Below are 13,247 nucleotides of genomic sequence, written 5' to 3' on the forward strand. Positions count from 1 at the left end.
TTTTAACCAGAGGTAATTATCAATTATCCATTATCAATTATCAATTAATGAAAAAGTCTACTTTTATTGGTAAATCTCAGTGGAATCAAAATTTTATTAAACCCTGAAAAGTTGGTTAGTAGCTTCTGACATGGCAATAGGAGGAATAGCGATAGCTCTACTGACAGGTTGGTTGAACCGTTGTTTGGGCGGTCATACTGGCTATACTTACGACACCGTGGTTGAATGGACGGAAGCATTATTATTGTGTATGATTGGTTACTATAGAATCCGATCTAGCTTAGATTTGATACTAAATTTTAAGTATTTTACTAGATATTCTTAAAATAATAGGACTTACGCAAAAGCAAGATAATTACGTCATTACGAGCGACAGCGAAGTAATCGCAAAAACTCTGCGATTGCTTCCCTACACTACGTTACGATCGCAATGACAAATCAACCTTGTGTAATATTATGTCCGCTGGTATCGGAGCGTGTAAACTAAAGGGTAAATATCTACAGGAAATTTAAGTTGTTTCGGAGTTAGTGAGGTACAAAGTTTGATCACTTTAGCTCACGGGATGAAGAGAGATTATATCATGTGCCCCCTCCGGGGGAGCTACGCTAACGGATAATCACTTATAATAAAGTATATGGTTTGTAGTAGGGCTTCAGCCCTATCTACAGTTCGGGCTGAAGCCCTACTACGAACTTTAATTATAATAACTTATTTAACCGTTAGCGTAGCTCCCCCGAAGGGGGCACATAATATTAGTCTTCAAGTGTACCTCACCATCCTAAAAAGTGCTGTAAGTTGTTTCGGGGCTGCTATCGCTCTTGAAGTTCCTTTTAAATTAAAAAGAATTATTGGTAATATCATTTCCGGATTAACAGTTATAAATAATTTAGGGAGTAGTCAGGAGGAAGAAAGAACCTTGAGGAGGAATTTTTTTTTATCACTAATTAAGCAAACATGATATAACTACATTTTGAGCAGTTAATAGAGCGATGTTGCATCCACAATGCTCCGCGATCGCTTTCTACTCAGATAGCTAATAATTTTTGACTTTAGCTCTCAAAAGCATACTAACCAGCTCCTTTAAAGGTAAAACCGGGAACGTTGGCAATAACGTTATCTTTGTTTTCTTCAGTGCCTGTAAAAAAGAAGGATCTCAACGTCAATCTGAAAAGCGCTGTAATATAAAATTATCATTTCCTTGAAGTTTAGAAACAGAAGTGGCAGAAGATTTAGATTAATAGTTATCCTATTTCTGCCATATAAAAAAAGTCTGATACCAATTCACTTTAAAGATGTCACAAATAGTTTCAGACTACATAAGTGAAATAATTTCCTGAAATTAATGTAGTGTCAAATTTTGACTCTACAAAATCTTACTTTTGACTGTCTTGAGTACGTCTTACATTCTGAGGAAACCTCAGAATTACCCACTCGCTTTTGACTTCCGTGAAACGGTATGACTGCTAACTCCTAACTTTTACGTTCTATCCAAACTTTCATTCCCTCTACCCTTAGAGATTTATTGCGGGTACCACAATATTGACCATTACGATAAACAGCCGAATCTCCCATATTTTGCACATGAGCAGTGTAGCATATATCATAACTGCCAGCTTGAGAACCTGTAAGTCGCATGGCAAACCCCTCTAGTCTACGCGCTCTTCCACGCTCCCCTGCTAATTTTCCAGCTTGTAACCACGGAGTATCACCAACTCCACCAACATTAGCCATATATTCCAGGTTTAATCCTGGGATAGGCGGCTCTATATTAATTTGAAAAGCTTCTACACGGAAACCTTGACCGCGAGTACCTGCATATTCTCCAGCAGCAAATGAGCGATCGCCCATATTTTGTATATGAACTATAACTTTTAATCCTACAGAAATTCCTGACGGTTTATTGGTAGTTTCTCCAAACATGATATTTGGTCTTTCAATTTTAGGAGAATTTTGAGGTGTTTCTACTCCAGGAACAATAATAATTTCCTCTAGAGGTTTTGCTGGTGTCGGTTCTTCTAAAATAATTATATCTGGATCGTCAATAGGTGTTTGATTAGGTTCACCACCACCAGAGGGTACTACTATTAAAGGTGGTAAATTTGTAGTAGTTGACTTTTGCAGATTAGTTGCTTGACTAGCAATATTTTTAGTTTGCTCTAATTCTTCGAGTGCAGGTAATTTAATTCTAGATATTGTTGATAAAGAGTCATTAGGAATTGTCAATTTTCCTCTGGATATAGCTAAGGTTAATTTTTTGCCAAAGGTAGCGTTAACTTTTTCTTCCAATTCCAACCACTGTTCATCATCTAAATTTTTTCCTTGTTTGACAAGTTTTAATACTGCTGAAAGTGGATGTCTATCTTCAATTAAAGCTTGAGCATCATCAGGTAATTTTTCAGATTTTGCTTGAGAAATTATTTGATATAATTGTTGAGCTTGTGTTTTAACTGATTGTAAAGGAGGAAATTCTGGTTGCTCTTGATGAGCGATCGCCAAAATTTGATTAAGAATATCTAAAGCTGGTTGACTGGTTGATGATGCTGTGGTTTTTGTAACTGCTTTAATTAAGTTTTCTAAGTCTGTAAAGGAAAGTATTGCCCCTGTAGAAACTTGAGATGTTTGTGCCAATTTTAGTCCCTGGTCTTTCAGATTGGCAAAATTTTTACAGTAGGCCATTAGTTCTTCTAGTAAACTTTCTGAAGGAGGAGTACCTGCATTTTGTAGTTCTTTAGCTGCTAGGGAGAGGCGAATACCTAAGTTAGGAAAATTGTCTGATAGGGATGCTAGTTTTTCTAAGAAATTATGATGAGTTCTTTCCATGCTGTTGTTACGGTAAAATCGTACAGTCACAATTTTACCCCTTTAGGAAAAATAATAATTCCTCTATTGCCAGTTTGAGACTAGAGATGCTATCCTTACATTTATATATTAGGGCGCGTAGCTCAGTGGATAGAGCACCAGATTCCGGTTCTGGGTGTCGGGGGTTCAAATCCCTCCGTGCTCGTTTGAGGAAGTAAGGTAGAAGGAAAAAAATATCCTAGAAATAGGGTTTCTTAAGGAACTACTGCCTACTGCCTACTCCCTACTCCCGAAATAACTTAATTACCACCAAAACTAGGGGTTGAGTTAGAAGGAGGAGCTGTCAATACAGATTGATTATAGGGGTTAATCATATCGGGAGTCCGAATAACTGGGGTACTAGAAAATTGTCGTCTCTGTTCATCTATGTATAACTGGTTAATTCGACGATTATCACTCTCAATAGCTTGCTCTGGATATTTAGGAATACCAAAATAACGACCTATCTGATGCAAGAGGTCTCTTTTTCCAAAAAAGTTACCAGAACGTTTTTGACTTGCTCGGTTAAACTCTTCTGCAAAAGGTTGATATGTACGGGCAGGATCTTCTGGATGTCCCGCTTGAGCAACCTGGACAGATGTTACGGTCGCGATCGCAGAAAAAAGAATCGTGCCACTAAGACTTTTCCAATTCATGGCCATAAATTATAACTTATTTAGATTATTAGTGCTAAATTGCTCGTATTATAGCAGCGAGATTATCTAGATAGGCAACAGGGAATAGGGAATAGGGAATTAGTATTAAATTGTGCCTCACTATCCTCAAAAGTGCTGTAATATGATGTCCGGATAATCAGTGATAAAAAAGTATATGGTTTGTAGTTGGGCTTTAGCCCTATCTACAGTTCGGGCTAAAGCCCAACTACAAGCTTTAATTATAAGTATTCAACCGGACATGATATAAGTTTTTTTATTATAAGTTCAGAAGAATGGGAAAATTAAATTTGAGTCTGGATTGTTCTCCTCAAAACTGATACTTACTCATAGTTACCAAATAATCTAAAATCCGGTTATACGATTCTTACTTTCGACTTTTAAATTTCTTTCGGCCTTGATATGAAAAACTCAATTACATCTCTAAATTCTTCATCTTTAGATTTAACTAGTGCTGATTTAATAACTATTAGACAACAACTACTCGATCTGTTATGTCGGTTAGCTTATCGTGAGGGAAATTTTGTACTATCCTCTGGGCAAAGTAGCTCCTATTATATAAATGGTAAATATGTTACTCTTCATCCTCTGGGCGCTCTGATAATAGGCAGATTACTATTGTCCATGTTACCTCAAGATACTCAAGGGGTAGCAGGTTTAACATTGGGTGCAGATCCAATTGTGACTGCTGTGAGTGTGGTATCTGCTTATGAAAATCGACCTATACCAGCTTTAATTATTCGTAAACAAGCGAAAGGACATGGCACAATGTCTTACATTGAAGGGCCAATATTAGAAACTAATGCCAAAGTAGTTGTTTTGGAAGATGTCGTCACAACTGGAGCATCAGCAATGATGGCGGTTAATCGACTACGAGAGGCAGGTTATCAGGTTAATCAGATTTTTTCTCTTGTTGATAGACAACAAGGTGGTGGGGAATTTTATGATAAAGAAGGTATTCAGTTTGAGTCAATATTTACAATCTCAGAATTACAAGAAAATCTGAAAAATCTTAACGATAAAAATGACGACTAAAGCAGATTTGACAGACTCAGAATGGGAGTTATTATTACAGGCAATTACTTTGGTTTCGATGATAGTTATTGGTTCAGATTTTACACTTTTCTCAGTAGTAAAAGAAGTATTTGCTTTGCCAAAAATTCAAAAGCAAACAAAGTATAATTATCAAAATAATCAACTTATTCAGGATTTATTAGCAGATACTTCTGATGCTGATAAAACAACTCAAATAAATGAGATAGAAAATTCAGAAAATTTTACAGATTTTCTCAAAGATGCACTAGAAAAACTTAAAGCTGCGGTAGCGATCGCTCATCTTAAAGCTAATCCTATAGAAGCTCAAGAATACAAAGAATTTCTCTATGAAATAGCTAATCAAATAGCTAATGCTTCTGGAGAAGGAATATTTGGCACAGGACCTAAAGTTAGTCAAAAAGAAGCTATCGTTCTAGAGCAAATCAAAAAAGCTCTAGAACTAGATTAATTGATTGGATTAAATATCATAATATGAGAAACTATACTGCTTCACAGAAGTCAAAATTTAAAAGGTAAAATGTTATACTTACATTCTGCACAACAAAATGTAGTATCAAAAATAGGAGACAGGAGACAGGAGATAGGAGACAGGAGATAATTATAGTGGTCAAGAGGAGTAAGTAATTGAGTATTTATGCTTAATATTTTCCCCCTCGTCTGACTCCTCAGAAAGGTCAAATGCAAGAGCTATATAGTATAAATACTTACCAACCTACAGTTTTTTATACTACTTTTAATGTTACAAATTGACGTACAGAATGTGGGTTATAGACTCAAAATTTTGATGCTACAGTAATGTCAGCAAATTATTTCATATCTTTCGTTTGAAACTATGTGTGACATTTTTCAAGTGAATTAGTATAGATTTAGATTTTTTTGGTTAATCTTCTCGCCATTCTTCTTTACCAATCAAGTCAATAATACGGTCTCTAGACAGAAAGTTATTTCTCTCTAATTCTAACTCAATTTCATTCCAATCTCGATTAGGAATATACCAACGAAGAGTATAAATAGATTGATGACGACTAATAAGTTTTTGCCTTAATAATTCCTGTACTTCATCCTTGATCAAATCAAGAGAGTAGATAGTAGCTTGAACCATTGGATTTCTCCTAAGCGTAGATATTTTTAAACAGACAATTAACCAGAATTACTAATTTCGAGTGAAACTTTGTTGTCAAAAATATAACTCATACCTAGAAACATAAATCTGATTATCCAGGAAATATTTTTGTCTTGCTGTATTTACTTTGACGTTTTAAAAAGCTGGTTTTTGGTAAAGTTAATTATTAGCCTTGAAAATAATGCACAATCTGATATTTGCCTAATTCATGGCTAGTTGCAGTTTTCCGATTAGCCTGAAAATCAAAAGCTTGAGTACGCTCCGACTTTGGTATTATATCATGTCCGGATAATCAGTGATAAAAAAGTTTTTGTTTGTAGTAGGGCTTCAGCCCGATATATACTTAGGGCTGAAGCCCTACTACGAACTTTAATTATAACTATTCAACCGGACATGATATTAAAGCTATAATTGCTTCTGCTTCAGTGCGAGTAGCGGGAAGTCTATCCCAGCTAATACCAAGTAGAATTCGTATCTATCCTGCACGGTGGCGAAGTAAGAAGCACGAAGTTCGGTACTAGCAACTTTAGTACGGAGATTTTCTATTATTTCCAGGGATTTTTCGATGGAAGCTAGGCTTTGATTCAGTTTTCCTTGGTTTCGTTTAACCCAAGCAATATTATTGAGAGTACCTGCTTCCCCACCCCGATCCCTTACTTGCTGAAATAGAGGTAAAGCTTGCTGGTAGTAATTGAGTGCAATTTCTTTTTCTCCTAAGCTATCATACACAGCGCCAATATTATTGAGAGTAGTTGCTTCTCCACCCCGATCCCTTACTTGTTGTCTCAGAGGTAAAGCTTGATTAAAAAAATTGAGTGCTTTCTCTTTTTCTCCTAAGCTATCGTAGACAACGCCAATACTTGTGAGGGTAGTTGCTTCCCCATCTCGATCGCCTACTTGCTGAAATAGAGGTAATGCTTGATTATAGAAATTAAGAGCAAGTTGTTTTTCTCCTAAGCTAGAGTAGACACCCCCAATATTATTAAGAGTGTCTGCTTCCCCACCTCGAGCGCCTACTTGCTGAAATAGAGGTAAAGCTTGATTATAGTAATTAAGAGCAATTTTTTTTTCTCCTAAGCTAGAGTAGACAAAACCAATATTATTAAGAGTGTCTGCTTCCCCACCCCGAGCGCCTACTTGCTGAAATAGAGGTAATGCTTGATTGTAGTAATTAAGAGCAATTTTTTTTTCTCCTAAGCTATTGTAGACAAAACCAATATTATTAAGAGTGTCTGCTTCCCCACCCCGAGCGCCTACTTGCTGAAATAGAGGTAATGCTTGATTGTAGTAATTAAGAGCAATTTTTTTTTCTCCTAAGCTATTGTAGACAAAACCAATATTATTAAGAGTGTCTGCTTCCCCACGCCGATCGCCTACTTGCTGAAATAGAGGTAATGCTTGATTGTAGTAATTAAGAGTTTTTTGTTTTTTTCCTAAGCTATTGTAGACACCGCCAATATTATTAAGAGTGTCTGCTTCCCCACCTCGATCGCCTACTTGCTGAAATAGAGGTAATGCTTGATTGTAGTAATTAAGAGCAATTTGTTTTTCTCCTAAGCTAGAGTAGACAAAACCAATCCAAACCATTGTGTTTACTTCTTTTTTTAGGTTGCCCGTATTCCTAAAAAGTAATAGTGCTTCTTCCCATTTAGCGATCGCTTGCCTTCGAGATTCTGCTGTTCCTTGCTGATACAGTTTCGTTCCTTCATCAAAAACTTTGTCTGCTTCAGTATCAGGATTGGTTTGAACAGCAACTTCTCCCTTATTCACAATATTTGGTAATATTAAGAGAAAGAAACTGATGCTAAATAACATCATACTACTAATACTGAGAATAGATAACCATTTCTTAGGAGAAACCATAGATTTTATCTCCTTCCTCACAACTAGAAAATTTCATGTTATAGTCCCTGTTTGAAAAAAAATCTGCAATTGACTACAAACAATTTTAACCTCAGTAGTAAAGTAGGCAAATGTTTAATTGTTCAGAAACAATCCAGTAGTACACTGACACAGCTAATTTTGTGCGTTGGATTTTGGGGCGAGTTTATTTAATCTGATGGTTAAACTTCTTAATTTAACCTGGAACCCGTCCCTAATATTAATGAAGGGTAAATGCTGATAATTTTCAATAAATTTATTTCAGATTTAAAAATTAAAAACTCCCCTGTTTTTTAGAGGAGTTTAGTTATTTATTCTTAATGATTCAAACTTTAACAAAAGAGGAAAATATAAGTTTATAGGGTAGGTTTAAATAAAAGGATAAACAATTAAACCCAAATATTAGTTTTTTCTACCAACCCTAATTATTTCAGAATTAATATCGCTATTAACTTTGAGTTACAACTTCCTTGTCTTTCGCTAAAAACTTCTCTAGTTCTGTCAAAGCATCAGCATCAACTTTAGTTTGCATTGGACAGAATTTCGGTCCGCACATAGAACAAAATTCAGCAGTTTTATAGATATCCGCAGGTAAAGTTTCGTCGTGATATTCTTTAGCTCGATCTGGATCTAAAGATAATTCAAATTGACGGTTCCAATCAAAATTATAACGAGCAGCAGAAAGTTCATCATCTCTATCCCTCGCTCCCGGACGACGACGAGCAATATCTGCAGCATGGGCAGCAATTTTATAAGCAATTAACCCATTTCTTACATCTTCAGCATCAGGTAAACCTAAATGTTCTTTCGGAGTAACGTAACATAACATTGCCGTACCATACCAACCAGCCATTGCAGCGCCAATAGCAGAAGTAATATGGTCATAACCAGGAGCAATATCTGTGACTAATGGGCCTAAAACATAGAAAGGAGCTTCCGAACACTCTTCCATTTGTTTTTTCACATTAAACTCAATTTGGTCCATCGGTACATGACCAGGACCTTCTACCATAACTTGGACATCATGTTCCCAAGCACGGCGAGTTAATTGACCTAATGTTTTTAATTCTGCTAATTGCGCTTCATCAGTTGCATCGTGGGTACAACCTGGTCGCAAAGAATCCCCTAAACTAAAGGAAACATCATATTTTTTGAAGATTTCGATTATTTCGTCAAAATGGGTGTATAATGGATTCTGCTTATGGTGGTGTAACATCCACTTAGCGATAATTCCACCGCCACGGGAAACTATACCAGTAATACGACTTCTGACTAGAGGTAGATGTTCAATTAACATTCCAGCGTGAATAGTTTGATAATCTACCCCTTGTTTAGCGTGCTTTTCAATGATATGCAGAAAGTCATCGGCAGTGAGATTTTCTATTCTGCCGTGAACGCTTTCTACTGCCTGGTAAATTGGTACGGTACCTATAGGAACTGGGGAAGCATTGATAATGGCAGTTCTAATTTCATCTAAATTACCGCCACCTGTAGATAAGTCCATAACGGTATCTGCACCGTATTTAATAGACAGTCTTAGTTTATCAACTTCTTTCTCAATGTCAGAAGTATTAGGAGATGCACCAATATTAGCATTAACTTTACACCGAGAAGCAATGCCAATAGCCATTGGTTCGAGGTTAGTATGGTTAATATTAGCAGGGATAATCATCCGTCCCCTTGCTACTTCTTCGCGGATTAACTCAGCAGGGAGATTTTCTCGTTGGGCCACAAAGTCCATTTCTTCAGTGATGATTCCCTGACGAGCATAGTGCATTTGAGAGACATTTTTGTGTCCACTACGCTTGGCGATCCATTCTGTCCGCATATTTTTTCCCTTAAATAAACAGCTTCCCTCCGCTGGTATTAACCAGTCTCAGGTTCTAAGGGTATTTCTCAGCCTGAATATCTAGGCACCCCTAGCTTAATTTTTCACTATACCATTTTTTTGGGATCGAGAGAAAGTAAGTCAGAAGTCATAATTCAGGAGTCAAAAGTTAAAAAAAGAAATTATATAGACATCTCCAATCATAAAAAATCCAATCAATTATCCTCAAAAAACTATCAATTATTTCCTCGTACTCCCTCTTTTCTGGATAACTCTAATGATTTCTAGCAAAAGCCAGAAAGTTGATTATTGATATTCCCTCGTTCATGCAAATTATTCTAAAAAATAACAATTAAGAATTGAAAAGTATTCTGCAAAGACTACTCTATTTTGTCTAATTATAAAAAGTATAATAGTAAGCATTCAGCAGTCAGCTCTCAGCTCTCAGCTTCATTACCTTTAAAAGAGAAAAAAGTAATAAGCGAGATTTCATGCTAATTAAAAGTTACTGTAAAAGTCCATCAGTTAACCTAAAAAGTCTATAGAGCTACATCGTTCCTTTTCATTGCTAAAAGCTGACTGCTAATAGCTGAATGCTTACGTATAATAACCATGACTTTTATAGTCATAGTTATTAAGTATTTCGATAAAAATTAAGATAACCAGTTACAAATAGCATCTCCATTTGGAGATTCAGGATGTGCTAAACATTCTAATTCTTGAATTTTTTCATCTTTACTGCCGATAACCATCTTTAAATTACCAACTTGTTCTTGAAGTTGCTGAATTTCGCTTTGATAATTTTGATATAACTGACGCATATTTTTAATTGCATGAATTTCCTCAAATATTAGACTTAGTGCTAATTTACAATTTTCCTCCATTTTGTCTAACATTTTTTCCATTGTTATTTCAGATAAATTTTCAGGTTGGAATAGTTCAGATTTTGGAGTATTAGAACTCAACATTTGTTTCTCTCCAGTTTGGTTCGATATGAACTTTGACTCTTCCAACTTAATTCCTTTATCTGTGAGGTAGAGGAAAACTGTTCCTGTTTTGAAGTTTTGTTAAAATCTCTTGACTATTTTCCATTTTTAAGAGGTACTCCACCAAATTTATCAAAGGGAACTTTTTGTCCATCTATCCAGGTGAATGCTTGAAGTTTAAGTTTACTACTCGCTTTAATAGATAAGTTCAAAGCCTCTATCGATGATTTATTAAATGCAGCCAATTTTGTTCTGACAGAAGAGTTCCAAATTGCTACAAGTTGACAAATTAAAATAGTTGTTCCCAACCAAGAAAAACTGAATCTACGCCAACCCATATTTTTTTTCAAAGTTTGCTGTTTTTTAGGATGAAGTTCAGAGTAAATTCCTGAATGATTATCCGTTTGCTTAATAATTTCAATTAATTGTTTAACACCTTTTTTTATTGTTTTAAGATTAATATCATAATGTTTTTCTAGGCAAATTTTAAAAGAACCTTCTATCTCTTCTTTTAAAGTAGCTACAAACAAATCATAAGCAGAATTAAATGGATATGGCTTCAGAAAAATCCTATCTGGGAAAAACTTATAGAATTGAGAACTTATTTTTTTGCTAGATAAAAGGTTAGTAAATGCAGAGTGCAGTTGTCTGACATACTTTTCTGCTACTTGAATAAGTTCCCATTGAGTTTTGTATTGGTTGACAGTTAGCCAAATTAAATCATACTTATATTGAACAATTTCTTTTTTTTCTAAAGCTTCTACAATTGGGTCTCCTTGCTGATATATAAACTTAGCCCTCCAACATTCAGCTATATAAACTTGAACATTTCTTGCTTTTTGCCATTCTTGCTTTTGCTCTTCAGTCCAACATTTTGCCAACAAACTTTCACTAGGCAAACTTTCCATAACCTGAGCAATTTTTTCCAAAACTTCTCTTTCTTCTTGACTCATTTTCTTATACGAATTCACTGTAAATACTTTACAAATAATTTCACGCTTAATTCTATGAAATAATCTCCTAAAATTCTTATTTATTCCCTGCGCTAAAAATATCTAACTTCTGACTTCTGACTTCTGACTTCTGACTTCAAAGATTTAGGCCCCCTTTTACGGTAGTCTAGAAAGAATGACCAAATTTATTAATTTCAATAGAAAAAATGACAGTATCTGCTTCTACTCGTACGGTTCGGATCGGTTCCCGCAAAAGCCAACTTGCCTTAGTTCAAACCTACTGGGTGCAAGAAGAACTCCAGAAACATTTCCCAGACATTACATTTGAAGTCGAAACTATGTCTACCCAAGGGGACAAAATTCTAGATGTGCCCCTAGCAAAAATTGGGGATAAGGGACTTTTCACTAAAGAATTGGAAGTGGGAATGCTGGAAAAGAAAACTGACTTGGCAGTTCATTCTCTCAAAGACTTACCAACTAACTTACCAGAAGGTTTAATGTTGGGTTGCGTCACCGAACGGGAAAACCCGGCAGATGCTTTAGTCGTCCATGAAAAGTTCAAGGATAAACAACTTGAGACTTTGCCAGAAGGTGCTGTTATTGGTACGTCTTCTCTGAGACGTTTGGCACAACTACGCCACCATTACCCCCACTTGGAATTTAAGGATGTTCGTGGTAATCTGAATACTAGACTAGCAAAATTAGATGCTGGAGAGTATGATGCCATTATTTTGGCTTTTGCCGGTTTGCATAGATTAGGAATGAGCGATCGCATTCATCAAGTTATACCTCCAGAAGTGTCTCTTCATGCAGTTGGGCAAGGCGCTTTAGGAATAGAATGTCGTGCTGGAGATACTGATATTCTAAATTTGTTGAAGAGTCTGGAACATACTGCAACTGCTCATAGATGTTATGCCGAACGTGCTTTTTTGAGAGAGTTAGAAGGGGGTTGTCAAGTTCCCATTGGTGTTAATACCCAAATAGAAGGGGAACAACTAACTTTAACTGGTTTAGTTGCTAGTTTAGATGGTAAAAAATTGGTTAAGGATGTTGTAACTGGTGCTACTGCTGAGGCAGAACAAATAGGTCTCGAATTAGCGAGAAAATTGAGAGAACAAGGTGCCCAAGAAATTTTAGATGCAATTTTGGCAGAAATTGACCGTAGTTAATTTTAAATTATCTATAAACTTGGAATATTTAGGGTTTGCTGAATAAAGTCTTTTAATAGGGGTAGGAGTCAGGAGACAGGAGACAGGAGACAGGAGTTAGGGGAATTATAGAGGAGGTAGGAGTAAGAATTGTCCCTCAATTTTTCTGTTATCAGTAAAAATACATCTTGAGGTAATATTTTTGATAGTGAGGTAATATTTTTGATAGTTAGGACTTACGCATGAGGTACGAAAAACTAGGATTTGAGATTGCTTCCCTGTCGATCGCAATGACGAAAATACATTGTACTGCGTAAGTCCTGATAGTTAAACTGAAACTAGTCTCGCCCTTAGTAATACTAAATAGTTAACTAACAAGCACTTTCAAAATGTTCAGCTAATAACATATATTGCTGTTTTAGAATTTAAATTACCGAATAATTAAGGTAAAAAGCCTCTCCTTTAAAGGAGAAAGAAGAAAAAATTTTCCCTACCGTTTTAGGGAGAGGTAATTATCAATTAATGAATTTGTAACTGGTTTTAAGCAAATATTAGGTTTAACTGATGGGGAGTTTGAGGGGCTGTGAGTCCCGCGCTCTATCTGAAAGATGAGCGTCGGGATAAATAGACCCCTCAAGCAGATTTTATCCGGTCAATCCCGGTAAAATCGGCAACAGATATAGGTCTGGTGACCAATAATTCTGTGTTATATCATGTTCGGATGATCACTTATAATAAAGCCAAAATCATTACAGTAGA

At 35.9% G+C, this 13,247-nt stretch carries 11 protein-coding genes, 1 tRNA gene and 1 riboswitch; of the genes, 5 read left to right on the top strand and 7 right to left on the bottom strand.

Going from position 1 to position 13,247, the window contains the following annotated elements:
• Positions 1-130 precede the first annotated feature (130 nt).
• Positions 131-325, top strand: a complete 195-nt coding sequence (locus tag ACP6PL_RS04620) for a hypothetical protein (RefSeq protein WP_426543033.1) — start codon at positions 131-133, stop codon at positions 323-325.
• Positions 326-1,471: 1,146 nt separating this feature from the next.
• On the opposite strand, the gene ACP6PL_RS04625 is transcribed toward ACP6PL_RS04620, so the two are convergent.
• Positions 1,472-2,851, bottom strand: coding sequence for a hypothetical protein (locus ACP6PL_RS04625; RefSeq protein ID WP_426543035.1), 1,380 nt, complete (start codon positions 2,849-2,851; stop codon positions 1,472-1,474).
• Positions 2,852-2,932: 81 nt separating this feature from the next.
• Here ACP6PL_RS04625 and ACP6PL_RS04630 point away from each other — a divergent pair.
• Positions 2,933-3,005: transfer RNA gene (locus tag ACP6PL_RS04630), tRNA-Arg, on the top strand.
• Positions 3,006-3,099: 94 nt separating this feature from the next.
• On the opposite strand, the gene ACP6PL_RS04635 is transcribed toward ACP6PL_RS04630, so the two are convergent.
• The gene (locus ACP6PL_RS04635; RefSeq protein WP_426543037.1) at positions 3,100-3,501 is read right to left on the bottom strand and encodes a hypothetical protein; all 402 of its coding nucleotides are present in this window, start codon (positions 3,499-3,501) and stop codon (positions 3,100-3,102) included.
• A 414-nt stretch (positions 3,502-3,915) separates the two neighbouring features.
• Here ACP6PL_RS04635 and pyrE point away from each other — a divergent pair, with 414 nt between their 5' ends.
• Both pyrE and ACP6PL_RS04645 read left to right on the top strand, forming a co-directional pair.
• Complete coding sequence (gene pyrE, locus ACP6PL_RS04640) at positions 3,916-4,548, top strand: orotate phosphoribosyltransferase (RefSeq protein ID WP_426543039.1); 633 nt, start codon at positions 3,916-3,918, stop codon at positions 4,546-4,548.
• The gene (locus ACP6PL_RS04645) at positions 4,538-5,017 is read left to right on the top strand and encodes a tellurite resistance TerB family protein (RefSeq protein ID WP_426543041.1); all 480 of its coding nucleotides are present in this window, start codon (positions 4,538-4,540) and stop codon (positions 5,015-5,017) included. Before pyrE ends, ACP6PL_RS04645 begins: the two co-directional genes overlap by 11 nt.
• A 432-nt stretch (positions 5,018-5,449) precedes the next feature.
• On the opposite strand, the gene ACP6PL_RS04650 is transcribed toward ACP6PL_RS04645, so the two are convergent.
• The 5 genes from ACP6PL_RS04650 to ACP6PL_RS04670 form a co-directional block, all read right to left on the bottom strand.
• A complete protein-coding gene (locus ACP6PL_RS04650) occupies positions 5,450-5,671 on the bottom strand; it encodes a DUF4327 family protein (RefSeq protein WP_426543043.1) in 222 nt (73 codons plus the stop codon).
• A 426-nt stretch (positions 5,672-6,097) separates the two neighbouring features.
• Positions 6,098-7,279: a tetratricopeptide repeat protein gene (locus ACP6PL_RS04655; RefSeq protein ID WP_426543053.1), complete on the bottom strand. Its 1,182-nt coding sequence runs from the start codon at positions 7,277-7,279 to the stop codon at positions 6,098-6,100.
• A gap of 742 nt (positions 7,280-8,021) precedes the next feature.
• Positions 8,022-9,401 carry a phosphomethylpyrimidine synthase gene (gene thiC, locus ACP6PL_RS04660; RefSeq protein WP_426543045.1) on the bottom strand — a complete coding sequence of 460 codons (1,380 nt, stop codon included), beginning with the start codon at positions 9,399-9,401 and terminating at the stop codon, positions 8,022-8,024.
• Positions 9,402-9,408: 7 nt separating this feature from the next.
• Positions 9,409-9,504: riboswitch (TPP riboswitch) on the bottom strand.
• 550 nt (positions 9,505-10,054) lie between these two features.
• The gene (locus ACP6PL_RS04665; RefSeq protein ID WP_426543047.1) at positions 10,055-10,369 is read right to left on the bottom strand and encodes a hypothetical protein; all 315 of its coding nucleotides are present in this window, start codon (positions 10,367-10,369) and stop codon (positions 10,055-10,057) included.
• A gap of 113 nt (positions 10,370-10,482) precedes the next feature.
• Positions 10,483-11,340, bottom strand: coding sequence for a hypothetical protein (locus tag ACP6PL_RS04670; RefSeq protein ID WP_426543049.1), 858 nt, complete (start codon positions 11,338-11,340; stop codon positions 10,483-10,485).
• A gap of 206 nt (positions 11,341-11,546) precedes the next feature.
• On the opposite strand from ACP6PL_RS04670, the gene hemC reads away from it, so the two are divergent.
• Complete coding sequence (gene hemC / locus ACP6PL_RS04675; protein ID WP_426543051.1) at positions 11,547-12,509, top strand: hydroxymethylbilane synthase; 963 nt, start codon at positions 11,547-11,549, stop codon at positions 12,507-12,509.
• The last annotated feature ends 738 nt before the right edge of the window (positions 12,510-13,247 follow it).

The organism is Dapis purpurea BLCC-M126 (genome assembly GCF_050015975.1).
GTDB lineage: Bacteria > Cyanobacteriota > Cyanobacteriia > Cyanobacteriales > Microcoleaceae > Trichodesmium.